This window comes from Blautia coccoides, assembly GCF_034355335.1.
In the GTDB taxonomy this organism is placed as follows: Bacteria; Bacillota; Clostridia; order Lachnospirales; family Lachnospiraceae; genus Blautia; species Blautia producta.
The window spans coordinates 2,211,073-2,236,015 of record NZ_CP136422.1 but is presented as its reverse complement, the minus strand read 5'-3'; the positions used below and the strand labels follow the sequence as shown (position 1 = coordinate 2,236,015).

At 44.4% G+C, this 24,943-nt stretch carries 24 protein-coding genes and 2 pseudogenes; 3 read left to right on the top strand and 23 right to left on the bottom strand.

Translation table 11 applies throughout. The features are described 5' to 3' along the window. Positions 1 to 32: 32 nt before the first annotated feature. From BLCOC_RS09855 to BLCOC_RS09800, 13 genes and pseudogenes are all read right to left on the bottom strand, one after another. Entirely contained in the window at positions 33 to 1,025 is a 993-nt protein-coding gene (locus tag BLCOC_RS09855; RefSeq protein WP_115625183.1) for a type I phosphomannose isomerase catalytic subunit, read from the bottom strand. 1 nt (position 1,026) lies between these two features. Further along, positions 1,027 to 2,760, bottom strand: a complete 1,734-nt coding sequence (locus BLCOC_RS09850) for a phospho-sugar mutase (RefSeq protein ID WP_165907312.1) — start codon at positions 2,758 to 2,760, stop codon at positions 1,027 to 1,029. After that, a complete protein-coding gene (locus BLCOC_RS09845) occupies positions 2,760 to 3,401 on the bottom strand; it encodes a hypothetical protein (RefSeq protein ID WP_131918407.1) in 642 nt (213 codons plus the stop codon). The genes BLCOC_RS09850 and BLCOC_RS09845 overlap by 1 nt, the downstream gene beginning before the upstream one ends. Before the next feature lie 95 nt (positions 3,402 to 3,496). Continuing rightward, the gene (locus BLCOC_RS09840; protein WP_115625181.1) at positions 3,497 to 4,666 is read right to left on the bottom strand and encodes a glycoside hydrolase family 130 protein; all 1,170 of its coding nucleotides are present in this window, start codon (positions 4,664 to 4,666) and stop codon (positions 3,497 to 3,499) included. A 3-nt stretch (positions 4,667 to 4,669) separates the two neighbouring features. Further along, complete coding sequence (locus tag BLCOC_RS09835; protein WP_115625180.1) at positions 4,670 to 5,833, bottom strand: AGE family epimerase/isomerase; 1,164 nt, start codon at positions 5,831 to 5,833, stop codon at positions 4,670 to 4,672. A gap of 1 nt (position 5,834) precedes the next feature. After that, positions 5,835 to 6,857, bottom strand: coding sequence for a glycoside hydrolase family 130 protein (locus BLCOC_RS09830; RefSeq protein WP_115625179.1), 1,023 nt, complete (start codon positions 6,855 to 6,857; stop codon positions 5,835 to 5,837). 16 nt (positions 6,858 to 6,873) lie between these two features. Further along, positions 6,874 to 7,716 (bottom strand): carbohydrate ABC transporter permease, encoded by an 843-nt coding sequence (locus BLCOC_RS09825; RefSeq protein ID WP_330412220.1) that lies wholly within the window; start codon positions 7,714 to 7,716, stop codon positions 6,874 to 6,876. Further along, complete coding sequence (locus BLCOC_RS09820) at positions 7,713 to 8,711, bottom strand: carbohydrate ABC transporter permease (protein WP_115625178.1); 999 nt, start codon at positions 8,709 to 8,711, stop codon at positions 7,713 to 7,715. Before BLCOC_RS09820 ends, BLCOC_RS09825 begins: the two co-directional genes overlap by 4 nt. Beyond that, positions 8,704 to 10,068 carry an ABC transporter substrate-binding protein gene (locus tag BLCOC_RS09815; protein WP_115625177.1) on the bottom strand — a complete coding sequence of 455 codons (1,365 nt, stop codon included), beginning with the start codon at positions 10,066 to 10,068 and terminating at the stop codon, positions 8,704 to 8,706. Before BLCOC_RS09815 ends, BLCOC_RS09820 begins: the two co-directional genes overlap by 8 nt. A 300-nt stretch (positions 10,069 to 10,368) precedes the next feature. Next, the gene (locus BLCOC_RS09810; protein ID WP_115625176.1) at positions 10,369 to 11,382 is read right to left on the bottom strand and encodes a LacI family DNA-binding transcriptional regulator; all 1,014 of its coding nucleotides are present in this window, start codon (positions 11,380 to 11,382) and stop codon (positions 10,369 to 10,371) included. 272 nt (positions 11,383 to 11,654) lie between these two features. Then, a pseudogene (locus BLCOC_RS27755) lies at positions 11,655 to 11,804 on the bottom strand (DapH/DapD/GlmU-related protein); the annotation flags it as partial. 282 nt (positions 11,805 to 12,086) lie between these two features. Beyond that, positions 12,087 to 12,197 (bottom strand): annotated as a pseudogene (locus BLCOC_RS27750) (hypothetical protein); the annotation flags it as partial. A gap of 76 nt (positions 12,198 to 12,273) precedes the next feature. Continuing rightward, entirely contained in the window at positions 12,274 to 13,662 is a 1,389-nt protein-coding gene (locus tag BLCOC_RS09800; protein WP_115625174.1) for an MATE family efflux transporter, read from the bottom strand. 140 nt (positions 13,663 to 13,802) lie between these two features. On the opposite strand from BLCOC_RS09800, the gene BLCOC_RS09795 reads away from it, so the two are divergent. Then, positions 13,803 to 14,507: an SDR family oxidoreductase gene (locus tag BLCOC_RS09795; RefSeq protein WP_018596265.1), complete on the top strand. Its 705-nt coding sequence runs from the start codon at positions 13,803 to 13,805 to the stop codon at positions 14,505 to 14,507. Between the two features lie 15 nt (positions 14,508 to 14,522). Continuing rightward, the gene (locus tag BLCOC_RS09790) at positions 14,523 to 15,500 is read left to right on the top strand and encodes a helix-turn-helix transcriptional regulator (protein ID WP_115625173.1); all 978 of its coding nucleotides are present in this window, start codon (positions 14,523 to 14,525) and stop codon (positions 15,498 to 15,500) included. Between the two features lie 182 nt (positions 15,501 to 15,682). On the opposite strand, the gene BLCOC_RS09785 is transcribed toward BLCOC_RS09790, so the two are convergent. Genes BLCOC_RS09785 through BLCOC_RS09760 form a run of 6 tightly spaced genes read right to left on the bottom strand, consistent with a single transcriptional unit; the run spans position 15,683 to position 21,567 of the window. Beyond that, a complete protein-coding gene (locus tag BLCOC_RS09785; protein ID WP_115625172.1) occupies positions 15,683 to 16,651 on the bottom strand; it encodes a D-2-hydroxyacid dehydrogenase in 969 nt (322 codons plus the stop codon). 12 nt (positions 16,652 to 16,663) lie between these two features. Next, the gene (locus tag BLCOC_RS09780; protein ID WP_115625171.1) at positions 16,664 to 17,893 is read right to left on the bottom strand and encodes an amidohydrolase family protein; all 1,230 of its coding nucleotides are present in this window, start codon (positions 17,891 to 17,893) and stop codon (positions 16,664 to 16,666) included. Further along, positions 17,883 to 18,887 carry a 2-keto-3-deoxygluconate permease gene (locus BLCOC_RS09775; RefSeq protein WP_018596261.1) on the bottom strand — a complete coding sequence of 335 codons (1,005 nt, stop codon included), beginning with the start codon at positions 18,885 to 18,887 and terminating at the stop codon, positions 17,883 to 17,885. The genes BLCOC_RS09780 and BLCOC_RS09775 overlap by 11 nt, the downstream gene beginning before the upstream one ends. A 15-nt stretch (positions 18,888 to 18,902) precedes the next feature. Next, positions 18,903 to 19,796: an NAD(P)-dependent oxidoreductase gene (locus BLCOC_RS09770; protein WP_165907311.1), complete on the bottom strand. Its 894-nt coding sequence runs from the start codon at positions 19,794 to 19,796 to the stop codon at positions 18,903 to 18,905. After that, a complete protein-coding gene (locus BLCOC_RS09765; RefSeq protein WP_115625169.1) occupies positions 19,793 to 20,740 on the bottom strand; it encodes a transketolase family protein in 948 nt (315 codons plus the stop codon). The genes BLCOC_RS09770 and BLCOC_RS09765 overlap by 4 nt, the downstream gene beginning before the upstream one ends. After that, complete coding sequence (locus BLCOC_RS09760; RefSeq protein ID WP_018596258.1) at positions 20,737 to 21,567, bottom strand: transketolase; 831 nt, start codon at positions 21,565 to 21,567, stop codon at positions 20,737 to 20,739. The genes BLCOC_RS09765 and BLCOC_RS09760 overlap by 4 nt, the downstream gene beginning before the upstream one ends. A gap of 277 nt (positions 21,568 to 21,844) precedes the next feature. On the opposite strand from BLCOC_RS09760, the gene BLCOC_RS09755 reads away from it, so the two are divergent. After that, the gene (locus BLCOC_RS09755; protein WP_115625168.1) at positions 21,845 to 22,567 is read left to right on the top strand and encodes a FadR/GntR family transcriptional regulator; all 723 of its coding nucleotides are present in this window, start codon (positions 21,845 to 21,847) and stop codon (positions 22,565 to 22,567) included. A gap of 373 nt (positions 22,568 to 22,940) precedes the next feature. Here the strand turns inward: BLCOC_RS09755 and BLCOC_RS09750 are convergent, their stop codons facing one another. The 4 genes from BLCOC_RS09750 to BLCOC_RS09735 form a co-directional block, all read right to left on the bottom strand. Beyond that, complete coding sequence (locus BLCOC_RS09750) at positions 22,941 to 23,129, bottom strand: hypothetical protein (RefSeq protein WP_018596255.1); 189 nt, start codon at positions 23,127 to 23,129, stop codon at positions 22,941 to 22,943. Positions 23,130 to 23,258: 129 nt separating this feature from the next. Next, complete coding sequence (locus BLCOC_RS09745; RefSeq protein ID WP_131918406.1) at positions 23,259 to 23,471, bottom strand: hypothetical protein; 213 nt, start codon at positions 23,469 to 23,471, stop codon at positions 23,259 to 23,261. 23 nt (positions 23,472 to 23,494) lie between these two features. Next, positions 23,495 to 24,355, bottom strand: a complete 861-nt coding sequence (locus BLCOC_RS09740; protein ID WP_115625165.1) for a patatin-like phospholipase family protein — start codon at positions 24,353 to 24,355, stop codon at positions 23,495 to 23,497. Between the two features lie 129 nt (positions 24,356 to 24,484). Continuing rightward, the gene (locus BLCOC_RS09735) at positions 24,485 to 24,844 is read right to left on the bottom strand and encodes a hypothetical protein (RefSeq protein WP_018596252.1); all 360 of its coding nucleotides are present in this window, start codon (positions 24,842 to 24,844) and stop codon (positions 24,485 to 24,487) included. Between the last annotated feature and the right edge of the window lie 99 nt (positions 24,845 to 24,943).

The window sequence follows — 24,943 nt, the reverse complement described above, 5'->3', positions numbered from 1 at the left end:
CTCCTTCTGTTATATATCTGTAGACAGCGGCATTACAGGCAGGCTGACCTGATCACTTTCGCCTCATTTCCAAGTGCGGCTTCCCGAATGGTCGTGATCAGAGCATCACAGGTACCTTCCACCGTATAAGTCCCACACCCTGCCGGTAAAAAGATACTATCTCCTTTTTGGAAGGACAGCGTTTCCTCCTGGTCAGAGATACTACCTTCCCCATCCAGCATCAGGATACTTGCAAAGGACGCTTCCCCCACATTTCCCTCCAGTTTTCGCATAACATTTCCGTCCAGATTTAATTTATCCACGGTGAAGTAATCGCAGTCCGCAATGTGCGGATAACTCTTTTTCTCTCTTATGATCGGCACTCTTTTCGTAACCGCAAGAGCTTTCTCAATATGCAGATCCCGCTTTCTGCCGTCCGCCCCAACTCTTCCATAGTCATATACGCGGTAGGTCACATTGGAGTTCTGCTGGATCTCGGCGATGAGAATGTCCTTTCCGATGGCGTGGATAGTGCCTGATTCAATGAACAATACATCGCCCTTTTGAACCGGGACAGCGTTCAGGACTTCCAAAAGGGTATCCTCCTCAATGCGCCTGGCAAATTCTTCCTTACTGACTTCCTTTTTGAATCCATAATAAAGGATTGCATGTTCTTTGGCATCCATGACATACCACATCTCTGTCTTTCCATATTGTCCTTCATTTTTCAGCGCATAACGGTTATCCGGGTGCACCTGGATGGAAAGATTCTCTTTAGCGTCTATAAATTTTGTCAAAATGGGAAACTCCCCAAATCTTCTGCAGTTTGTTCCCAGAACTTCTTTTCCCTCTCCGTCAATATATTCCTGCAGGGTTCTCCCCGCATATTTTCCGTTTGATATGTAGGAAGGTCCATCCGGATGGCAGGACAATTCCCATGTTTCAGCCAATTTCTCCCCGTTATTTTCTTTTCCATATTCTTCTGCCAGGCGGTGTCCGCCCCAGACATAATCCTTACAGCTTGGTTTCAGCTTTAAAATACTCATATCAGTCTCCCGGCTCTTCCAGCTTCATCATATCTTCTTTTACCCGCTCCAGCTTTCTCTGGGCATCTTTCATGGAAGTACCTTTCACTCCAAAATAATATTTTATCTTTGGTTCTGTACCTGACGGCCGGATACAGCACCATGCATTTTCTTCTAATTCGTAATAGAGTACATTGGAGCAGGGCAGTCCTGTCTTGGTGATTTCTCCGCTGATAAAATCTTTTCTTGTATTTTCTCTGTAATCTCTCACGGCTAGTACCTTAAGTCCGCCGATGGTTCTGGGCGGATTCGCTCTTTTTTCTGCCATCATCATCTGGATTTTTCCGGCTCCATCTTTCCCTTTCAGCGTAAGAGACTCCATTCCTTCTTTGTAGTATCCGTACTTTTTATACATATCTTCCATGGCGTCCCACAAGGTTTTTTCCTGCTTTTTGTAAAATGCCGCCGCCTCACAGAGCATCATCACTGCCACACAGGCATCTTTATCCCTGGCGTAAGTTCCCGCAAGACAGCCATAGCTCTCTTCCAGACCAAACACGTAATCATAGGAATGGTCCTTCTCAAATCTTTTAATCTGTTCTCCAATGTATTTGAATCCGGTCAGCACTTCCACCAGCCCAGTGTGATAATCTGCCGCTATGGCTTTTGCCATGTCTGTGGTCACAATGGTCTCCACCAAAGCGGGATGTTCCGGCATGGTATGCATTTTCGTGCGCTCTCTTAAAATATACTCAGCGATCAGCATTCCCGACATATTTCCGGTAAAGCTTATATACTCCCCTGATCTTGCGTCTTTTACGCAGATTCCCAGGCGGTCTGCATCCGGATCTGTGGCAAGCACAATATCCGCATCCACTTTTTCTGCAAGTGAAAGTGCAAGTGTCCATGCTCCTGCATCCTCAGGATTTGGATATGCCACTGTAGGAAAATTCCCATCCGGAAGCTCCTGCTCCTTTACAACATATATGCGCTCAAATCCCAGTTCCTTCAGGACGCGCCTGACCGGAAGATTCCCTGTTCCATGAAGCGGGGTGTAGACGATCCTGATATCCTTCGCCATCTCCCGGATAACATCCGGGTGAATACTCTGCTTCTTAATTTCCGCTATATAAGCGTCATCTAATTCTTCCCCGACGCAGCAGTACAGACCGGCTTTCTTTGCATCCTCCAGTTTCATAGTCCTTACCTGACTGTAGGATGTCACCTCACTGACCCGTTTCATAATATTCTGATCATGGGGATATGTGATCTGTGCCCCATCCTCCCAATATACCTTGTAACCGTTATACTCTCTTGGGTTATGGCTTGCCGTGATCACGATCCCGGCAATACAGCCAAGCCTTCGTACCGCAAAGGACAATTCCGGTGTGGGACGAAGAGAGGGAAAGCAATACGTCTTTATACCATTTGCGTTCAGACAAAGAGCTGCCTCGCCGGCAAATTCCGGAGACATGTTCCGGGAATCAAAGGCGATGGCAACCCCTTTCTCCTGTCCTTTCTGCTCCAGGATATAGTCAGCCAGTCCCTGTGTTGCCTTTCTCACCGTATAAATATTCATACGGTTTGTTCCTGCCCCAATTATCCCGCGAAGTCCCCCTGTGCCAAACTCCAGTTCTCGGTAGAACCGCTCCTCAACTGCCTTTTCATCTCCTGCAATTTCGCGCAGCTCTTTTTTTATATTTTCATCGAAATATGGATCATTTAACCAATATTCATATGCTTCTTTCACATTCATTATTTTTCCTCCACTGACAGCATAAACGCAAGGAATTTCTGACAATTCTCCCGATGTTTTCCATTTTTTGGAAAGGCAAGGACCAGTTCTTCCCCGCCCTCATTGAGATGTCTCTTCAGCGGGGTACTGCCGACTTTTATCCCTACCGCTTTTTTGTTGTATTCGCATACCTTCAGTGTCCCTGTTTCAAAATCCCGGATATTCTCAAACTCTCCGCCCAGGTCCGCACAATATTCCAGAAAGCTTTCCGGCATGATCACTGCATCCAGTTCCTGGCATGACCACCGAAAGAAAAATTTTTCATAGGAACTTTCATTTACACCTTCCAGTATGGTGTCACCATAAGAAATGTTGTAATCCGAATCAAAATCAAGGTACCTGTCCTCTATGCCGCTGGCCCTGGAAAATTCTTGTTCCATTTTTTCATCCCTTTGATGATCAATGGACTGGTTTATCATTACACAGGTAAACTCCGGCTCTGTCTTTCCAAAGAAAAAATGGACCAGAAGAAAAACCGGAAGGAATATAAGTACAAGCAGTCCCAAAATGTGATACCAGTAATATGTTAGTATATACTCTATCTTCTGTCCTGTGTTCATCCCCCCGGTTTTCTCTCTGATGTTCTGAAAATATCTGTTCATTCTGTCTCCTCCTGTCTTAGAGAGTGTCTGAAAACTGCTCTCTGAAAGAAGTGCGTTCCGGATGGATGCCGCGCATCCGCTGCCCGGACAGCTCATCACATACGGAGAAGCTTCAAATTCTTTTCTATCAGTTTACATCTCTGCTTTACACAGTCCGCAGAACGGAGCGGATCTTTAGGCGTAGAGAAAAGATAGTCTTCCAGTTGATCCACTGTGGTCACAGCCACATGCATCCGTGTATCCGATGAGGCATAATAAAGATATACATCCCCGTTCTCCCTGGCCACCGCGCCATTAGTAAATACCACATTGGACACATCTCCTGTCCGTTCTTCCCCCAGAGGGGCCAGGAACATCCCGGAGGGTTCTGCGATGACCCGGTCCGGGTGTGCCAGATCCGTCCCAAATGCATAAAGCACATACCGCAGCCCTGCCGCCGTATTCCGCACACCGTGAGCAATGTGTATCCAGCATTTTCTGCCTTTGATCGGCACCGCACCCGCACCGTTTTTCGCTTCTGTCAGTGTATGGTAGACCCTTGGACTGATGATCTTTTCCTCTTCGATCACCGCATGTTCAATATCCTCGCAAAGCCCAAATCCAATGCCCCCGCCGCTGCCTGTCTCAATAAATCCATCCATAGGCCTGGTATAAAAAGCATATTTCCCATCCACAAATTCAGGATGAAGCACTACATTCCTCTGCTGCGGTGACTGAAGCGTTCTCAGATTGTCAAGCCGCTCCCAGCTCTTTAAATCCTTTGTCCTCGCAATTCCCGCTTCTGCCACTGCCGCTGACAGATCACTGCTCTCTTTATCTTTACTCTCTGAACAGAATACCCCGTAGATATAACCATCCTCATGTCTGGTGAGGCGCATGTCATACACATTCGTCTCCTCCGGCACGGTATCCGGCAGCAAAACCGGATAGTCCCAAAACCGGAATCCGTCCACACCTGTATCGCTCTCCGCGATCGCAAAGAATGACTTGCGGTCGGCTCCTTCCACCCTCACAACAAGGTAATATTTTCCGTCCAGTTCAATGGCTCCGGAGTTCATCACTGCATTGACCCCCAGCCGTTCCTGAAAGTAAGGATTTGTCTCACTGTCCAAGTCATATTTCCAAAATACCGGAATGTGATTTCTTGTGAGGATGGGGTCTTTGTAGCGCTCTATGATCCCATTATAAAAGTCGCTTTTCTCATTTTTTCTATTCTGCAGTTTTACCAGTTTAGCCTGTTCTGTCTGATACTGTTCATGCAACATCTCTTACATCCTCCTGAGCATTTCCATACACATTCTTCCGTTGTGATATGGACATTTCCACGGTTCTACAACAGGTTTTGCGCCGGCTGGTTTTCCATGCCTGTCCACCTCCCAAAACCACTCTGCGCCCTCTCTTTGATCCAGCATATATGCTTTCACATAATTCCACAGGTCTTCCACTGCCTTTTTATATTTTTTGTCTTTTGTCTTCTGATAGCAGTTATAAAATCCCACCATGGCTTCCGCCTGCACCCACCAGACTCTGGTCGTATCTATTTTCCCGCAGAAACATTCATTATTCATAGAACCGTCTTCATTTAGTGCTTGTGAATATACCATATTTGCTATTTTCTGTGTATAATCCTCTGTCTGCCGGGTAATCTCATCCTGTCCGAGCACTTGGCACGCCCGGTCCAAAAGCCAGCTTGCCTCGATATCATGTCCATAGGAATACAGGTCACTGATGGTGTGCAGCTTCTCATCAAAAAATACATCCAACTGCTGCTTTTCTTCGTTATATACCTTTTTTCGGAATATCTCTAATATTTTTTCCAGCGCCGTTTTTACCGTCTCGTCACCTGTCACCCGCAAAAGCTCTGTATATGCCTCCAATACATGAAGAAGGGTGTTCATGGTCTTATCTGCCAGCAGTCCGTTTTCAGAAAGCTTCTCATTTTTTTCAAGCTTCCAGTCTCTTGTAAACGATTCCTGATACCCGTACTCATCTGTGCATTTCTCTTCTATCAGAACAAACAGTTTTCTGGCATCTTGGAGCGCTTCTTCTTTTTTTGACATCTCATAATAGGATGACAGTGCATAGACCGCAAAAGCCTGAGCGTATGTATGTTTTCCCGCATCCGCAGCGGTCCCGTCACTGGCAACAGACCAGTAAACTCCGCCATATTCCTGGTCCATGCAATACGTTTTCAAAAATTCATAGGCATGGTCCGCAGCCCTGGACAGCCTTTCCTCTCCTGTCATGACAGCGGCATTTGAGAAAAACCAGAGGATCCTGCTGTTGAGAATGCAGCCTTTTTCATACTCCGGATCCACATTCAGGTCAAAGTCCATGTACCCATAATAGCCGCCCCTGTCATCCCGCAGCCCTTCCCAGAAGGGTATGATCCTCTGCATCAATTCAGCTTTTATTTCTTCTTTCAATCCCATATTATTTCCTGCCAATCTCCGTATCATTTTCCCTCACCACACTGTGGGCTTTGATATATTCCACCAGTTCATCCACATAAGTAAATGCCAGACATACATAGCTGTCAGCCGCTCCATAATATATGGCCATCCTGTTTGTATTGCTGTCATGCAGGGTTGCACAGGGAAATGTCACATTAGGCACAAATCCTCTTTCTTCATACCATGTTTCCGGCGTGAGCAGGAAATTCTCACAGCGGTATCTGACAATAGACGGATTGTCGATATCCAGTATTGCTCCGCCTATACTATACACATATCCATTACATGTGCCGCTTACCCCGTGATAAATCAACAGCCATCCTTCACTTGTCTCAATAGGCGCTGCTCCACCTCCGATTTTCACAGATTCCCACCATTCACTGCTTTTGCCCATTACATGGCGGTGTCTGCCCCAGTAGACCATGTCCTTGCTCTCTGACAGGAAGATATCTCCAAACGGTGTATGTCCGCTGTCGCTTGGGCGGGACAGCATCAGGAATTTGCCGTCAATCTTCCGCGGGAAAAGAACAGCATTTCTGTTAAACGGAAGAAATGGATTCTCAACTCTCACAAATGTCCGAAAGTCTTTTGTCTTTGCCATACCGATGGCTGCCCCATAAAAATCCTGGCACCATATCACATAATAGGCATCGTCGATCTGGACAAGACGGGGATCATAGGCATATACCGGCATGAACAGATCACCGTTTTCATCCACAAACTGAATCTTCTCTTTTTCAAAGTCCCAGTGAATACCGTCCTGGCTTCTTCCCAAATATATATAAGGGATCCCGTTCGTCTGTTCCCCACGGAACACCCCGATAAATGCCCCTTCATAAGGGAGCACCGCGCTGTTAAATATCCTGGCGACACCTGCTGTCGGATTGCGCCCAATAATAGGATTTTCCTTATATCTCCATACCGGAGCGCCCTCTGTCTTCTCTGTTCTGTCCTGCCAGGGCATATTTGCCGTACCGGCACTGATTAATTTAAACTGACTCATATATTTTTCTCCTATTTTAGCCTTTCACCGCACCGGCCGCCATTCCGCTGTATACCTGTTTCTGAAAAATTAAAAACAGAATAAAAATGGGTATAATGGTAATTAACACACCTGCGCAGATATAGTTATATTGATTCCCGTAAGGGCCTGTAAATGTGTATAATGCAGTTGATATTGTCTTTAATTCCGGGGCCTGCAGATATAGATTCGATGCATAATACTCGTTATATACACCCACTCCTTTTAAAACCAATGAGGTTACAATAGCAGGTTTTAAAAGGGGAAACAGAATCTTAAAAAATACCCCAAAATAGGTACATCCATCCATAATAGCCGACTCATCCAGAGATACCGGAAGATTCTCAAAAAACTGCAGGAAGATATAGATAGAAATAATATCCGTTCCCATCAGCACGATCATATATCCATACAGATGATTGATAAATCCCAGTGCATACATGATCTGGTATACGGTTACCTGCATGGCAATTCCCGGAAGCAGTGCAGCGAACATAAACAGGTTTTCAATCAGCCCCCTGCCCGGAAAACGGAACCGGTTGAGTACATAAGCCAGCATAGAACCCACAAACACAGATACCGTCAGAACAACAATGAGTACCAGCCCCGTGTTCAAAAATCCCCTTAACATATTTGCTTTTTCAAAAGCAATCTTAAAGTTATCAAAGTTCATAAAAGAAGCCGGCATATCCAGTACAGATGTAGCCGCATACTCATCGTTTGTCTTAAACGCAGTGATCACACACACAAGTACAGGGGTAAGGGATATCACAGATGCCAGGATCAGCGATGCATATTTCATAACACTGAATAAAAAGGAACCCGGTTTAAATTTTTTCACAGCACTCCACCTTCTTTCTGTCCCAGTCTTTTCCTGCTTTTTTCTTTTGCCTTTCTCGCCTTTACTGCTGCCCCGGATTCATCACTATTTCCGTCCGTAAACACATATTTGAAGAATAGTTTCTGTGCAACTGTACAGACAATGATGATCAACAGCAGCACGATTGCCATTGCACAAGCCAGGCCTACTTTTTGATTCTCATGAGCAATCCTGTTCATAATGACAAAATAGGTTCCTGTTCCCATAGTACCGTTTGTAATAACGTATGGCGGTTCAAAAGCACTCAATGACCCACTAATAGATAAGATCAGATTAAGGACAATGATGGACTTAATGCTGGGCATGATGATGTAACGAAACTGATGCCATTTATTGGCTCCGTCCAGGGAAGCCGCTTCATACAGATCCGTATCCACGGACATCATAGCACCCAGAAACAGTATCATATTTTGCCCCAGATACCTCCAAACGGATGTTGCGGCAAGAGAGATATTATTGATGCTCTGATCCTGCAGCCAGTACGGAATATTTTCCAGATTCATGCCAAACATCTGTAAAATAGAGTCCAGCACAAATCCTCTTGCATAGAAAAATTTGAAAATGAATCCAACTGCAATTCCACAGATCAAGTATGGGAAAAACATAGCGCCCTTAAATATAGTCCCTCCCTTTACCTTAAATACCATCAGTGTTGCAAAAAACAATGCCAGTGCCAACTGCACTACCGCCCCTCCCATGTAATATACACTGACAAGCAGGGAACCAAATATTTCTTTTCTCTTAAATAATTCGATGTAATTATCCCACCCTACAAAGGTGCGGTCCCCAATATACTTCATCTTATAAAAACTGAATTGTACCATCTTCCCAAAGGGAATATAGGTAAATACCAGAAGCAGTACAAGGGGTACGATCATAAAGGTTGTAATAACAAGAATCTTTTGTCCCTTCCGGCTTTTCATCCATTGGAGCAAACCATTTTTCTTCTCATTCATAGATTTCAACTCCCAGTGACTCCTGTGCTCCCGACCATTTTGCGTTCCACTCGTCCATCAGTTCATCTATTGTCTTAGTGCCGTAAAGGGCCGCCTCAAGAATTTCACAATCCGGGTAATCATCATTGTTCAGGCCAACTTCGCTCTCATTATTTACTTCATCGAACAAATCTTCTTCTCCTTCCGGCGCCTGTTCATTGGACAGAAGTTCCACACCCTGGAAATCCGCAAGCGCATCTGGAAGTTCTTTCCCCTTAAGAGCCGGTATACTTCCCTCATCTTCATAGATCGAAGATTCTTCAAGGAGCCATTTCAAATACAGCATTGCTGCAGTCTGGTTATCTTCAGGAGCCTGGTTATTGATACCGAACCCATAATTTCCGCCTGAACCTGCATATCTCTTTTGGTCTACGGTGATTGGAAACGGCATATACCCTACATTATCCGGTGTATCACCTGCCTGTTTACACTGTTCCACTGCCCAGGAGCCAAGCACCATGGCTGCTATCTCACCTTTGTTAATCGCGCCTTTAGAAGATTCCCAGTCTGAGCTTGCAGGGTCTTCCTCCACAAGGCCGCGTTTTACTGCTTCGTATAAGGTATAATACACGGCATATGGGCCTGTCATATCCCCCTGTTTTGAAAACGGGTCCTTCAGATGGGGAAGCTTGTTTTTATAATCCGCATCCCCTGTGGCAGGAATATAAATATAATCATCCCATGCCCCCATGGTCCATCCGGCAGCAAAATTCGTATATAATGGGACAGCGTCTGTCTTATCCTTGATCGTCTGCAGGTCTTCCAAAAATTCATCAGGAGTTGCCGGAAGCTCTGAAATTCCTGCATCGGCCCATACTTTCTTGTTGTAGACAATTCCACCGGCGGTACCTCCGTTAGCGATTCCATAGACTTCTCCTCCATAGGATTTCTCCGGGATAAAATTATAAATCTTATCTAAGGTATCCGCGTCCCCCAGAGGCGTAAAATAATCAGACAACTCGCTTTTGGAAACTGATGTTGGAATGAAACAGAGATCTCCCCAGTCCCCTGTGGTCAGCCGAAGTGTCAAGGACTCTTCATAATCCGTGACACCTTCGTATGTAACTTTAATGTTCGGATAAAGTTTCATAAATTCTTCTGCATATCCTTTATAAACAGTATCTACAATATCTGTCCTGTTTGTCAGTACCTTGATGGACGCAGTCAGATCCTTATGATCCTCACCAAGTGTAATCGAATCAATCGTCGGAATATTCTCAGGTTCTTTTTCCTTTTTCTCCTCATTATTTCCACAAGCCGCCAGTGACAAAGACATCATTATCAAGACTCCTGCACTCATGATCTTTTTCATTTTCATAACATAACCTCCATTAATTTTTTAATGCTTTTTAAGTTAATTTAATTTTAATTCATCACCCTTCGTTTTTCAAGTCTTTTATCATTTATTGCGCTTTTTCCCTGTTATTCATAAAAATTAATGAGTATTTTTGTATATGATAGCTAATTTTTGATTAATATTTTATATTAAATTATTTTTTAATTGATTTATTTTAAGTCCACTCATGTGCTATAGCTTCATCCCTACGCCATAAAAAAAGAGAACGCAATAGACTTTTCTCAATCTATCGCGTTCTCCTCCTGCAAATGAAAACACTCTCTATTTTTTTATTTTTACTGTTTTCTTGATGACCATTCGCCCGGATATCACATCCAATCCCCGGCCGAGCTTAGGATTTTTGATCTGCTTCAGAACCTTTTCCAGCGCCACTTTACTCATATCGTGCATGTTCACTTCATAAGTGGTAATTTTCAAATCCGGAAGACCCGGATATAGATAGTTATCGAATCCGACCACTGCAATGTCTTCCGGCACACGATACCCAATCTTCCACAGCTTATCGATCACCATAGATGCCACAAGATCACAATTACATACAAATCCCTTTGGCAGCTTTTTAGGCAGCTCAAAGCTGATCTGTCCTGCCTTGTCACGATCTTCGATCAGCCACTCCGGATGTATATTTTTCCCATGAAGCATCATGGACTTCATGAACCCGCAATACCGGTCCATGATACTGCTGGTTTCATAGACGGAGCCTATATAGGCCAGTTCCTCCACACCCTGCTGGAACAAAAATTCTGTCATCAGATACATGCCATAAAAATTATCCGTCACTACAGCATCTTTGGCAAGATCCATATCATAAAAATCCAAAAAAACCACAGGAATCTCTGTAGAGCTTTTCAGTTTTTGGATATATGCCTTATCAATTTCTCCAATAACGATCAATCCATCCAGTTTATTTTCCTGTAAACTGAGAGGAAGCTGTAATGTTCTTTTTTCATCAACTTTTTTCAACACTTCTACTGCTGTGAAGCATCTTTTTTCCGTGGCGATAATTGCCAGTTCCTGATACATTTTCCAATAGAATGTAGTATATTCCGCAAGATAATTCTCCGCGATAAGCACACCTATACTTTTAAAATCTTCCTTCTCTTCTCTATTCTTCTTTGAAACAGATGGAATTTGATATCCCATCCTGTCGGCAGCTTCGCAAATACGGATCCTGACATCTTCACTCACACCTTTGTTTCCCGTAAGCGCATTGTGCACTGTAACTGTACTGACCCCTATCTCTTCGGCAATATCTGCAAGACGTATTTTCGCCATTCTCTTACCTCATTTAATTAATTTTAATCATTTTTAATTAAATTATAGGTTTTATGGTCATATTTGTCAACAATAGAATATATTTACCGGATACATGTCTGTCCTAATCTTTATTTAGCTCTCCTATTCCTCACCAAATTTTCCGGCAGCTTCCCTAAATAAATCTATGTCCGGAAGATGCTGGGGACATACGCTCCGTGTTCAATTCCCGAAAAATATCCGAAATATGAATGTCACTTCCTCGATGACTAGTTTATATCGTTTTCTAATGTCTTTATAAGCCTTGCCGGAACACCTCCTGCAACGCAGTTATCCGGAATATCCTTTGTGACAACAGCACCGGCAGCAATTATCACATTATTACCAATGGAAACACCCGGTAAAATGGTCACATTACCGCCGATCCACACATCACTGCCAATGCTGACCGGCTTTGCAATGCCAAGGTGCCTGCGGCGGCCGAGCGGTGAAAGGGGATGATTCACCGTAGTGATCAATGTACCTGGACCGATCATTACATAATCTCCGATCCGAACCGGTGCAATGTCTAAAATGGTCACATTGTAATTCGCGAGAAAATTTTCACCCACATGAATGTTGCTGCCATTATCACAGTTGAAGACCGGCAGGACAGTGGCATTTTCTCCGACAGAGCCAAACAGGGTACGGATAGCTGCTGTCCGTTCCTCTGCATTTTGCATCGGAATCGCATTTAGCTTTTGGCACCATTCTAAGGCATGTATCTTTCGTCCATCTACCTCCTCATTCCAAAAATCGTATTCCAGTCCGGCATTTAATTTTTCAAGTTCTGTCATTCCATTTTCTCCTTATTATTATCAAACGGTTTTTCTATCAAGAATACTGCGGTCAAAAAATCGCGCAGGTAAATTCTCATTCTTGAGTTATCAACTGTATCTCCTTTTCCCTCGTGATATTTTTCAGCCAGCCATATTTTTTATAGTGCAGAATCGCTGCCGGGACCTTTACCACCTCATCCAGATTGATAATGAGGAACACGATGACAACCGGCAGATGATAATAAAAAGCGGCAAGAAAACCTGCCGGAACCGCAAATGCCCACATGGTTACCGTATCACAGATCAAACCGAATTTTGAATCGCCTCCGGCAGGGAATACCCCGGCAATGGTCATCATATTGATGGATTTTGCAATCATATAGCAGGCACAAAGTATCAGCATCCATTTCAAATATTCCGTAGCCTGCGGACTTAAAGCTGTCACATTTATGATAAGCGGAGAAAGCGCGACTAACAGCAGACCTGATACCACACCGCTGATCACCGCCATCTTCCAAAGGATACCCCCGTATTTTTTCGCCTGTTTTAAATTTCCCATACCAAGTTCATTGCCCACAATAATACCGCCGCCATTTGCAAGGCCTGTACAAAAGCTCACGATCAGGTTTTTTACGATATTTGCAATCGAATTAGCAGCCACCGCATCATTTCCCAAATGCCCCATGATAACAGAATACATTGTAAAGCCCACTCCCCAGACAAGATAGTCACCCAGCATGGGAAGGCTGTATCTCCAGTAATCTTTTACCAACTGCTGCTCAACAGAAAAGCAAAGCTTCACATAAAGCCGCGCATGTTTTTCCCGCAGGGATTCCATGAACGCCCATGCCATCTCAATCAGCTTTGAGACAGACGTGGCAAGCGCTGCACCTGCGATCCCCATTTGGGGGAAAAAGAATAATCCGAAGATAAGGGAAGCGTTCAGAAAAATATTGATCACAACTGCGGTTGACCCGATCACCATGCTTTTCACTGCGTATCCCGTGTTTTTCAATATACAGAGATAAATCTGCGATATGCCGGTGAACAAATAGGATACTGCCACGATCCGCAGGTAGACAACGCCTCCTTCAATAAGCTGGGACTCCTGCGTAAAAATACGCATCAGCATTTCCGGAACAAAAAAGGATGCCAGAAAAAATACCGCGGAGATCAAAAAGGATACCTTAGTGACATAGGCAAATATCTTTTCAATGGATTTCATATCGCCTTTCCCATAATACTGTGCTGCCAGTATACTCGTTCCCATTGTCAGGCCGCCCATAAAAAGATTAAAGACAAATGTGATCTGCCCTGCCAGAGAAACGGAAGAAAGGGAATCCTGATTAACAAAACCGAGCATCAATGCATCCGATGCGCTGACCGCTGCCAACATAAACTGTTGAAATGCGATGGGCAGAACAAGCGACAGCAGCTTTCGATAAAAAGCGGAGTTTCCTCCGCCTGAGATTTGAGATTTCATAAAATTCCTCCTAAACTTTTACTACCCTGATCATAAAGAAAACTTGGGAACAAAACAGCGCTGAAACTTAACAACATCACTGGTATTTTCTAATATCATTTGCTATAATCAAACCAAGATCTGCAAAGGAGGCCAACGAAATGTTCCATAACAAAATCGCCGTCATCACTGGCGGCATACAGGGGATTGGCAAAAGTATTGCCGATGAATTTCAAAAGGAGGGCGCTGTTGTATGTGTAATTGATAAACAGCCCGGAGGCTATTTTACAGGTGATCTCGCCGACGAAAAAACGCTCTCCTGTTTTGCGGAAAAAGTGATTTCTGATCATGGACATGTGGATTATCTGATCAACAATGCCCTTCCTTTGATGAAGGGAATTGACACGTGCTCTTATGAAGAATTTAACTATGCTCTTCGGGTCGGTGTGACTGCGCCTTTTTACCTGTCCAAATTGTTTTCACAGTATTTTGCGCCGGGTGCCGCCATCGTTAATATCTCTTCCTCCCGCGATAGAATGAGCCAGCCGCAGACGGAAAGTTACACTGCAGCCAAAGGTGGCATATCTGCCTTAACTCATGCGCTTGCATGCAGCTTTGCAGGCAGGGTGCGGGTCAATTCTGTTTCCCCCGGATGGATCGATACCGGCTTTCGTGAATATGCTGGTGCCGATGCAGCGCAGCATCCCGCCGGACGCGTGGGAAATCCCCTTGATATAGCCCATATGGTCCTGTATCTCTGCTCCGATAAAGCAGGTTTTATCACAGGAGAAAATATCTGTATTGACGGAGGTATGACCCACCAAATGATCTATCATGATGATTTTAACTGGTCTTTAAATATATAAGGGGAGGGAAATGATGTGGGGAAAGAAGTATTGTGCGCTTCCATCCAACAGCTTCGGGAACAATTTTTAACCTTAGACTGGACCTACCATGATTTCCCTGTGGGAAGCCAATCTGAAAAAATGTTCTGCTGGCCCGGACCTTTGGAGGAAGAAATCCTGATCTGTGTCCATCAAAGCGGCGGGCGGCAGGAGCTTTTCCACCGGCATGACTTTTTTTATTTCAACTTCACCTACCAGGGCGAATATGATTCCATCAGCTTCAAGTATGACAACCGCATTACGATCCGTGAGGGAGAACTCTATGCAGGGCAGCCCTTTGCCGGACATGCACTCTGTGTACATGATGATAAAGAGACAACGATCATCGGTGTTCTTATACAGCGTGAAACCTTTTTTAGGACTTTTTTGCCAATGCTCTCCTCCAACACCAAGCTGTTTCATTTTCTGCTTGACCCGGCCACAAATGAATTTTCCGATGAATTTATGCATTTCAAGATTGAACATGACTGCAATATACGCACGCTGCTTGAAATGATGGTCATTGAGTACGCAAATAAGCAGGAAGACACCCAGGCTGTTTTAAAATCCCTCACCCTCTCTTTTCTGCTGCAGGTGGCACGGCAGTTTGTTCAGGCAAACCAGACCGCCCCCTGTGAACGTTTATCAGAAAAAATCGTGCAGTACATAAGCGAGCATTTCGACAGTGTCACACTGAAGGATATCGCAAAACATTTTTCCTATCACCCCAACTATGTATCCACCCTACTGCATCGGGAACTGGGCAGATCTTTTTCGGAGATCCTTCTGGAACAGCGAATGGAACGTGCCGTTATTCTGTTAAAGGGAACAAATTTACCTATCGAAGAAGTTGCTTTATTGCTTGGCTACAGCAACAGCAGCAATTTTTATAAGGCGTTTCGGGAATATTTTAAATCTTCACCTCGCGAATATATTGCTGAGAACAATAAAAAACGTGCCAAAAACAGATTGTAATAACCAGCCCCCGCTAACAGGAGTGGAATAAAACTTATTCACAAAAGAGCCGCACAGCAATCTCTGTGCAGCTCTTTAACACTTTTATGAAATGAATGTTCCTGTAATTGTACAGTACCATCACAGCTATGAACAAATATCCATGTAAAATAACCTATGGCAGGAAGGTTATTCCTTTTGATTTAGCGATTAACAACATTTACACAATTCCCGTCCGCAAACTCCCGCAGATTGTTGATGGCAATATCTAACAGACGTTTTCTGGATTCCTTTGGTGCCCATGAAATATGAGGTGTGATAAAGCAGTTTTTTGCTTTTAACAGGGGATTATCCCCTTTGATCGGCTCTGTGGATACCACATCCAGACCGGCTGCTGCAATCTTTCCATGATTCAGTGCATCTGCCAGATCCTGTTCCACAACAAGAGGCCCCCTGGAATTATTCAGTATGATCACCCCATCCTTCATTTTTGCAATATTATCTTTATTGATTATCCCTTCCGTTGCAGGAAATAAGGGGCAGTGAAGCGCGATCACATCTGAATTGGCCAGCAGTTCGTCCAATTCTACATACTTACAGGATGCGGATTCCAGTTCCGGATTTTTATGTGCGTCAAATGCCAGCACACGCATCCCCAATGCCTGGGCTATTCTTCCGGTTGCCTGTCCGATGCGTCCATAACCAATGATACCCATTGTCTTGCCGTCTAATTCGATCAGCGGGTAATCCCAGAAGCACCAGTCCGGATTATTTTCCCATCTGCCGTCATGAACTGCCTGGCTGTGGTGGCCGATATGATGGCAGATTTCCAAAAGCAGCCCAATGGCAAACTGTCCCACTGCCGCGGTTCCGTATGTAGGGATATTTGTGACAATGATCCCTTTCTTCTTAGCATAATCCACATCCACTACATTGTACCCTGTAGCCAGTACACCAATATATTTCACGCTGCTGCAGAACTCCAGCACTTCTTTGGGCAGAGGAGTTTTATTTGTGAGAACAGCATCCGCATCACCGATTCTTTGGATGATTTCCCTGTGATCCGTCAGAGAGGTTCTGTCATAAATGACAGTCTCCCCCATAGCCTCCAGACTTGCCCAGCTCAAATCTCCGGGATTTAATGTATATCCGTCTAACACAACTATTTTCATGATCTCCTCCTGTTAATCTCTTTTATCGTTTACTATTTTTCCATCTTTCAATGTCATGAGTATCCTCTGAGTGGCAGTTAAATCTTCCAGCGGATTTCCAGACATAACTGTCAGATTCGCCCGGTATCCCGGAACGATCCTTCCAATCGTATCGCTGTGTCCGATAGCTGCTGCCGCTGCTGAGGTGGCAGCTTTCAGAGCCTCTGCATTGCTCATTCCAATCTTCTGAAGGTTCATAAACTCCAGGGCATTGGTTCCCGGTGCAATACCGAGAGTACCTGCATCCGTGGAAAAGGCGATCTTCACGCCCGCTTTATAAGCTTTTTCTATACTTCTCCAATGCCGCTCTGCTGTTGATGCCAATAAATCCAGTACACTTTTATTTTTCGCATTCACCAGTTCTTTCGATGGTGTCGGGGTGGGCGACAACAGAGTTGCCAGAAGATAACGGTCCTTTTTCATCATCAGCTCAATACCTTCTTCATCTATATCTGTACCGTGCACTACCAGATCCCCGTCTGCCCTTAGGAATCTCTTGATGGCCTCAGCCCCCCTTAAATGTGCGTGGACCGGTGTCATATAATTATGCGCTTCATCGATTGCAGCTTCTATTTCCTCCACTGTAAAATCACAGGCCTGCGAATTCCTTCCGATCATACGGATGGGCGGGCTAAGCTGCAGCTTGATGTGGTCCACACTGTGATACATCAGATCCCGCACCGCTTTCCGCATGCCATAGGGACCATATGGCTCCATGGAAAATCCCACAAAATGCGCTTTATTGGTTGTGATCTGCTTTCCTGCTATATATAAATCCGGACCATCGAAATATCCTTTGTTGATCGCCTCTTTCAGCGCGCATTCAATATAATTGTTGCCGCCGCCGTCTATTACCGTTGTAAAACCTGCTTCCAGCATTCTTCTGCAGTTATAAGCCCCCAGATACGCAACCGCTGCCTGTGCTGTGTCCAGGCGTTCTCCTCCCGGTGAGGCTGTTGCCAGGGATGTTTCCTTATCTGTCACTTCCTCCAGCAGCATGTGCATATGACAGTCGATAAAGCCCGGAGAAACCGTACAACCTTTCAGATCGATCACCTTGGCATTTTCCACATTCTCACAGTCTGACTTGATAATTTCCCTGATCAGACCCTTTTCTATTACCACCATACAGTTTTCCTGCAGCTCATCTGAGATACCGTCAAATACATTTACATTTTTTAATATAATTCTGTCATTCTTCATGGACTTCTTTTCCTCCTATTATCTTTTCTTCCTTCATATTCTGAACATTTAACTGCTTTTTCTTGATCCGTTTATCCAGCAGAGCCACCATTACAGGGCATAAAATAGCCGTCATGACACATGCTGCCGAACATTGTGCTGTTGCCACTGCCGCATAGGGCGCAAAACCGGGGTCAGCTTCAGCGATGGCCGCAGGAGTTGCCACTGAATTTCCGGCTGCAGTTCCGGCCGCTGCACCAACAGCCGTTTTTTTGCGCAAAATAAGACAATACAGTGCATTGAGCAGTAACCCGGAAAAGACAAGAACGACTGCTCCCAGAACAATTCCCGATGCTCCGGCCTGAATAACTGTCACAAAGCTCATTCCAGCTCCCAGAACAAAGGAAAGGAAGATGATGATCAGTGGCAGTGCTCTGCTGCACAGCTCCCTGAATTCCCCGTCAAGATTACCCCATACAATTCCGATGATGATCGGCAGGATTGTTGCCAGCAGCGCCATAAACGGTATGTCAGACATCCCGGTTGCCCCAAGCGCAACCATCGTAAGGAATGGGCCGTCATTTATTGACAGGACCGATACTGCACCTACATCTGTAGAATCGCCAAACCGGTCCGCCAGGGTAGCGTAAATAGAACCGGAGGAATTAGTTAGGACTGCGATCAAGGCTACCGGTGTGATCCCGAAAATCCCTTCATTTCCGAACATGTACTGAACACCCCAGCCAATGGCTATACCAATGATCAGTTTCAGGACTGTCAGCAATGCCCCTTTATAGAGTGGTGCCCCCACCTGTTTAAAACTGATAGATGCCCCGCAGCAGATTAAAAACAAACCCATCAGACAGGAGGTTCCTTCCTTTAGAAGTCCTGTTGTAAATCCCCCTATTGTCAGTGTACCCGGCAGGAAAGTATTGAGCAGTGCCCCCGCCAAAAGCGGAATGACCATGATTCCCCCAGGTATTCTATTCATTAGTTTTACTACTTTAATATCCATAGACCCTCCCTGTTATCACTGTTTTTTCTCTACTTTAATATTTGCACAATCTTCATATGCACAGATCAAAGCACCTAAATCATCCTGTCCGTATCCGCATGCGCTGGACCAAGTAAAAATTTGTTTTACCAGGGCACTGACGAACATGGGGGATTTTACTTCCCTGCCTATGTCCAGTGCTATGGACAGATCTTTAATAAATATATCCACCGGCCCTCTCGGTTCAAAATCACGCTTCATGATCAGAGGAAGTTTGTCACGAAAAACGTCATTACAGCCTGTACATTTTGATATCACTTCATATATCATCTCCGGTTTTAAACCGGATTTAACTGCCATCGTTACAGCCTCGGAGACAATTGTCATGCCGGCAGCTATCATCACCTGATTTATACTTTTCATAACCTGCCCGTTGCCAATAATATCGCTTACATAATATGTATTGCTTCCCATAGCAAAAAGGACTTCTTTGATCCTCCCGAAAACTTCTTCCTGACAGGCTGCCATCATGGTCAGTGTTCCCTCGATTGCTCCTGTTTTCCCTCCACTTACTGGACAGTCCACATAATGAACTCCTTTTTTCAATGCCATATCTGCGATTTCCTTTGTCTGGGACGGAGCGATCGCACTGGATACCACCAGTACCTTGTCGGTGTCCATCGCCTCGAGCAGTCTTTCTTCTCCCAGCACAACACTCTGTACCTGCTGAAAATTCATAACCATCACTAGGATGACATCAGCCTTTTTCCCCAAATCTCCCAGGCAGGAAACACCTTTCGCACCTATTGCTTCTGTGCGCTTTACAGCTTCCTCAAATACGTCATAGGTATATACTTCAAAACCCTTTTTCAGCAAATTATTAACCATATTATAGCCCATATTACCCAGGCCCACAAATCCTATTTTCATTTGTTTTCCCCCTGCCTTCTGCATAGCTCTTCACAGGATCTTACGATTTCCTCGGCCGTTATACCGTTCATATCCAACAGATTTTCGTAAGGCGCTGACTGCCCAAAACAGTCCTGCACTCCGATCCTCTTTACAATACCCTTTCCGGCCTCTGCCACTACCTCGCACACAGCGCTGCCCAGACCATTGATGATGTTATGATCCTCCACGGTAACTATTTTGCCAATAGTATCAATACAGTCTTTTACCGCTTCTACGTCCAGGGGCTTGATCGTGTGCATATCCAAAAGCCTGACACTGTATCCCTTTTCTTTTAAGATTTCTGCTGCTTTCTTTGCTATGCAGACCGTATCTCCATTGGCAATCACAGCCACATCGCTTCCATCCTGGATCTGATTGGCTTTTCCTATAGTCAGCTCAACATTCTCATCATACACAAAAGGAATGGCATCCCTTGTAAATCTCAGATATACCGGTCCTTCGTATTCTGCAGCCTGCCTGATCAATTTTCTTGTGGCATAGTAATCTGCGCCCATAATGACAGTCATATTAGGCAGAGTTCTCAAAATCCCCATATCTTCAATGGACTGGTGGCTGGCCCCGTCATTGGCCGGTGTAAGTCCCCCATGAGAACAGGCGATCTTTACATTTTGCTTTGGATAACAGATTTCCTGTCTGATCTGTTCCACCATCCTCATGGAACCAAAAACTGCATATGTACTGATAAATGGTATCTTGCCTGTGGCAGCAAGCCCTGCCGCCATTCCACAGGCATTCTGCTCCGCAATGCCCACGTTCACATGCTGGTCCGGATAAGCTGACGCAAATGCCAGAGTCTTGCAGGATTTCCCCACATCTGCATCCACAATGTAAATGTCTTTATTTTCTCTTCCCAATACAAGCATCTCATCTCCAAATGCTTCCCTCAAAGCTTTTCCGCTCATGCTTCCAATCCCCTTTCCAATTCTTCCATTGCTGTTTTATATTCCTCATCATTTGGCGCCACTCCGTGCCAGGAAGGCACATTCTCCATAAAGGATACCCCTTTCCCTTTTACAGTATCGCAGATAACAGCCTTCGGCTTTCCGTTTTTTCTATCTCTTATAAGGTCAAGAGCTGCCACTATCTCTTCCATGGAATGACCGTTGATACGGTAAGCCTCAAATCCAAATGCCTGGAATTTTTCTTTTAAATCCCCGGTTGGCATAATGTCAGCACAGGTCCCATCATTTTGCAGCCTGTTGTTATCAACAAAAACTACCATATTGTCCAATTGGTATTTTGACGCTGCCTCTGCTGCTTCCCATACCTGCCCCTCATTGCATTCCCCATCACCAACCAGCACAAAAACTCTGTAGTCCTTATGATCACGCTTACCTGCAAGTGCCATGCCGGCTGCACAAGAGATTCCCTGTCCGAGAGAACCTGTACTGATATCAATTCCGGGACATTTTTTCATATCAGGATGTCCCTGGAGTATTGACCCTTGTTTTCTTAAAGTAGAAAGCTCTTCTTTGCCAAAGTATCCTTTCAATGCCAATGCGGAATACAGGATTGGACACACATGTCCTTTTGAAAGTACCATACGGTCCCTGTCCGGCCATCTAGGGCTGCCAGGATCGATCCTCATCTCCTTGAAATATAAGGCTGTCACAATATCCGCAGCAGAGAGAGAACCTCCGGGATGTCCTGACTGAGCCTGGTATATCATGGTCAGCGCTGTCTTGCGAAGCTCTATTGCCTGTTCTTTTAACTCATTTACCGTTTTCATTCTATTTCCTCCTATCTTTGTTCCATCATCCTATGATGTGTCGATAGGTTCATTATACAATACTTTTTATGAATTTCAACCTCTTTTTTCATTTTCTTTACTTTTTGTATATTTCCTATAATTTTTCATTTGCTATTTTATGCATAATATCCAAGAATAGCCGACAGCCCATCCAAATTGTAATGTTTCTTGAAATTTACTCCAAAATCATGTAAACTGAATATATGTTCCATCATAGGACGTTAAAGCATAGAAAAAAAGAAAGGAATAACAACTTATGAATACTTCCAATTATATGGATCCTATATCAGTTAAATCAGCTGTTGATATCTTAATAGACCGCCTGACACAAGCAATCATTGATGGCACTCTTAAACCCGGAAAACGGATTCCTCCGGAGCCTGAACTGGCCGCCAACTTTGGAGTTGGAAGAAATACCGTGCGGGAAGCGATCCGCACTTTGACAGCTTATGGGATTCTAGAAGTGCGCCGTCCCAATGGCACCTTTGTCTGTGATACCTTTAAACCACAGGGCATCAACCCTATGCTGTATGGACTGATACTTCAAAAAGAGGATTCCTACGAAGAATTAATAGATTTAAGAAAGGTCTTTGAAAACGGAATTTTTCTTCTTCTGGCAGAAAAAACGCTGACCTCTGATCAAAAAGACCATCTGCACCGCATTGCGGAAGATTTAGAAAAAGCGATCAACCAGGAGCCGGTGGATTATAAAAAAATCATTGATAAAGATATTGATTTCCACACCGCATTAGCTGAAATGACGGGCAACAAATTGATCATTCTGGAAAATGATATGATAACAAAGCTCACATACCACTCCCGTTTAAAGACTGTGGAAAAGGTAATGAAAGACGGGCAGCGCCAATATCTAATTGATACCCATTATGATCTGTTGGAAAAATTAGAAAAAGGAGATATTGCACAGTTGTATACTGCAATACAGAATAGTTATTTTTACTGGAAGGATATATATAAATAATACCTGTTGCTAAAACAAAATAAAACAGGTGCGCAAGACTTTGAAAAAAATCTTCAGCACCTGTTTTATATCAAGTTTATATCAGTTATCCCTCCCCCCTTTCTCCCGTACAATATCCACATCAATTACATAGTTTTCTGTCTCTAAATAGACAAATTGCTCTGTAAAGCTGCGGAAATCACTGGTATAAGAGCTGTAAATTCTTTGCTTAGGCTGCAAATCTCCTGCAAATTTTACCATAGATTCCCAAACACAAAAAGTGGTTTTCTTCCCTGTCATAAATACTTTCAGGTGCACACACCCTGAGCTTCAAAGTATATTTCTTGTTTTGGATAGTCAAAAACAGTATTTACTCATGGCAGACCGCCTATGGCTACATAAAAACAGCACTATCCGCCGAAGATACATAATAAACTGTAGGAGACCGATATTCCCCATTCAGACTGATCGTTACACTCATCTTCTCTGTCACTTCATACCTCTGGCCACTGCCGTCCACAAAGTAAATGTCATAGATCCGAAATTGGTCATTACTATTTGGTTTTTTCCACCGGTTCTGCATATTCCTCCGCCTCCTGCGGAGCATAATCCGGAGCCAGCTCCGGTGTCTGCTAACGGAAAAGCAGCGCCCAGATTGTGATTCCAATCGCAGCATCTGTGATCAGCAGCAAATTTTTATTGTATTTTCTTTTTAGTCTTCGACACGAACCGCCCTGCCTTCATCGTCAGTTGATTTATTGCTCTGCTGGAGCAGTTCTTCCATCAAAAGGAGCAATTCCAATTCGCTGGAGAACGGAATCGTCTGTTCTCCTTCAACAATTATGCCCTGCCATGTATTATGCTCTCTTCCAGTCATTGAGATATGAATTTCTTTTCCACTGTTCATACTGTCTGTTTTCTGCATATTACTCTCCTTTTCCGCATCTTTTACTCCCTGCCGGAACAAATAAAATCCCGGATCTCTCCCAGTTTTTTATCTGCCGTCTCATATCCCTGACGGTAAAAAGCTTCCATCCGCTTTGTATTGTTGTCTGCCCGGCTGACCAGTACCTTATGAGGGCGGATCAGCAATACCTTCTGCTCTGTCTCCAGTTTTTCCAGATACTTTATTGTTTCATTGTAGCGCTGGTTTCTACTTTCCAATTGTCTTACCAGCTCCGGATAGTTTCTGTACAACATGCGGCTCAGCCTCTGGGGTTTTCCTGTCACAGGTTTTTGGTATCCTTTTTCTCTTGTAAGAATCACGATATTTTTTTTATAGCCGCGGTCCATGACATGACGTATGGGGATGGAATCTGATATGCCGCCATCCAGATACAGACTCCCATCCAGTTCCGTCATAGGGCATACAAAAGGTACGCTGCAGCTCGCCCTGGCAATCCGCATAAGCCGTTTCCCATTATGCCGTTCCGACAGATACACCGCTTTTCCTGTGCGGCAGTCTGTCACCACATATTCGCAGTCTGTCTCGGATGTTTCATAAGCTTTATAATCAAAGGGAAGAAGCCGGTTAGGATATTCATCAAAGGCCAGGTCAAAATCAATCATACCTTTTCTCCTCAAAAAGTGGCTCCAATGGATAGGCGGACGGTTTCTTCCATTTGGGATCATACAGGCACGAGACCTTCCCCTCTGCCCGGAAGCGTAATCCATGGCATTGAAAGCACCCGCAGAAACTGCTGCCGCATAGGGCAGGTATATCCCATGCTCCTGCAGACAGTCCAGTACCCCTGCTGTAAATATTCCCCGGTTTGCACCGCCTTCCAAAATCAATCCTGTGTTATTCATCTATCTTTTTTCCTTTTGTTTTCTTTATAACTATTTATTTGTATATCCACTGTGCTGCATTCATTTCGCCACACCTGTCCTTATCTAAAAAGGCAGCTTTTACTATCCTGTTTTCGGCAAACACTCACGTTAAATAACCCGTTTAAACGCTTTGCGCATGGCCTTCAGATCAACCGGCTTCTTTCCAAACCACAAAGTACCGTAAGAATAAGAACGAACCGAAAAATCCAGGTCAGAAAACCAGAATATTTTCATCTCCGTGGTATACTGCCGGAGCATATCCATCACTTCCAGGCTGAAGGTTCCGTCCTGGGCAACCACCAGCAGGTCAAAATTCTCCACACGGTCCCGCACTGCCTTACAGAATTCCACATGGCTCTCAAATGGTATTACTTTCACAGTCCGCAGTTCTTCCCGCCCACATTGTTTTAGATAATCGGCCAGTTGTCTTCGTTCCCCGGCATTTTCATCATACAGTGCTGCTATCATTGGACACCTCCTTTTCGATCTGTCTCTCATTCCCCATAAAACCAACCCGTCTGACAGAACCTGCTCTATAGACTCTGTAAACAATCTGCCATGTTCTCT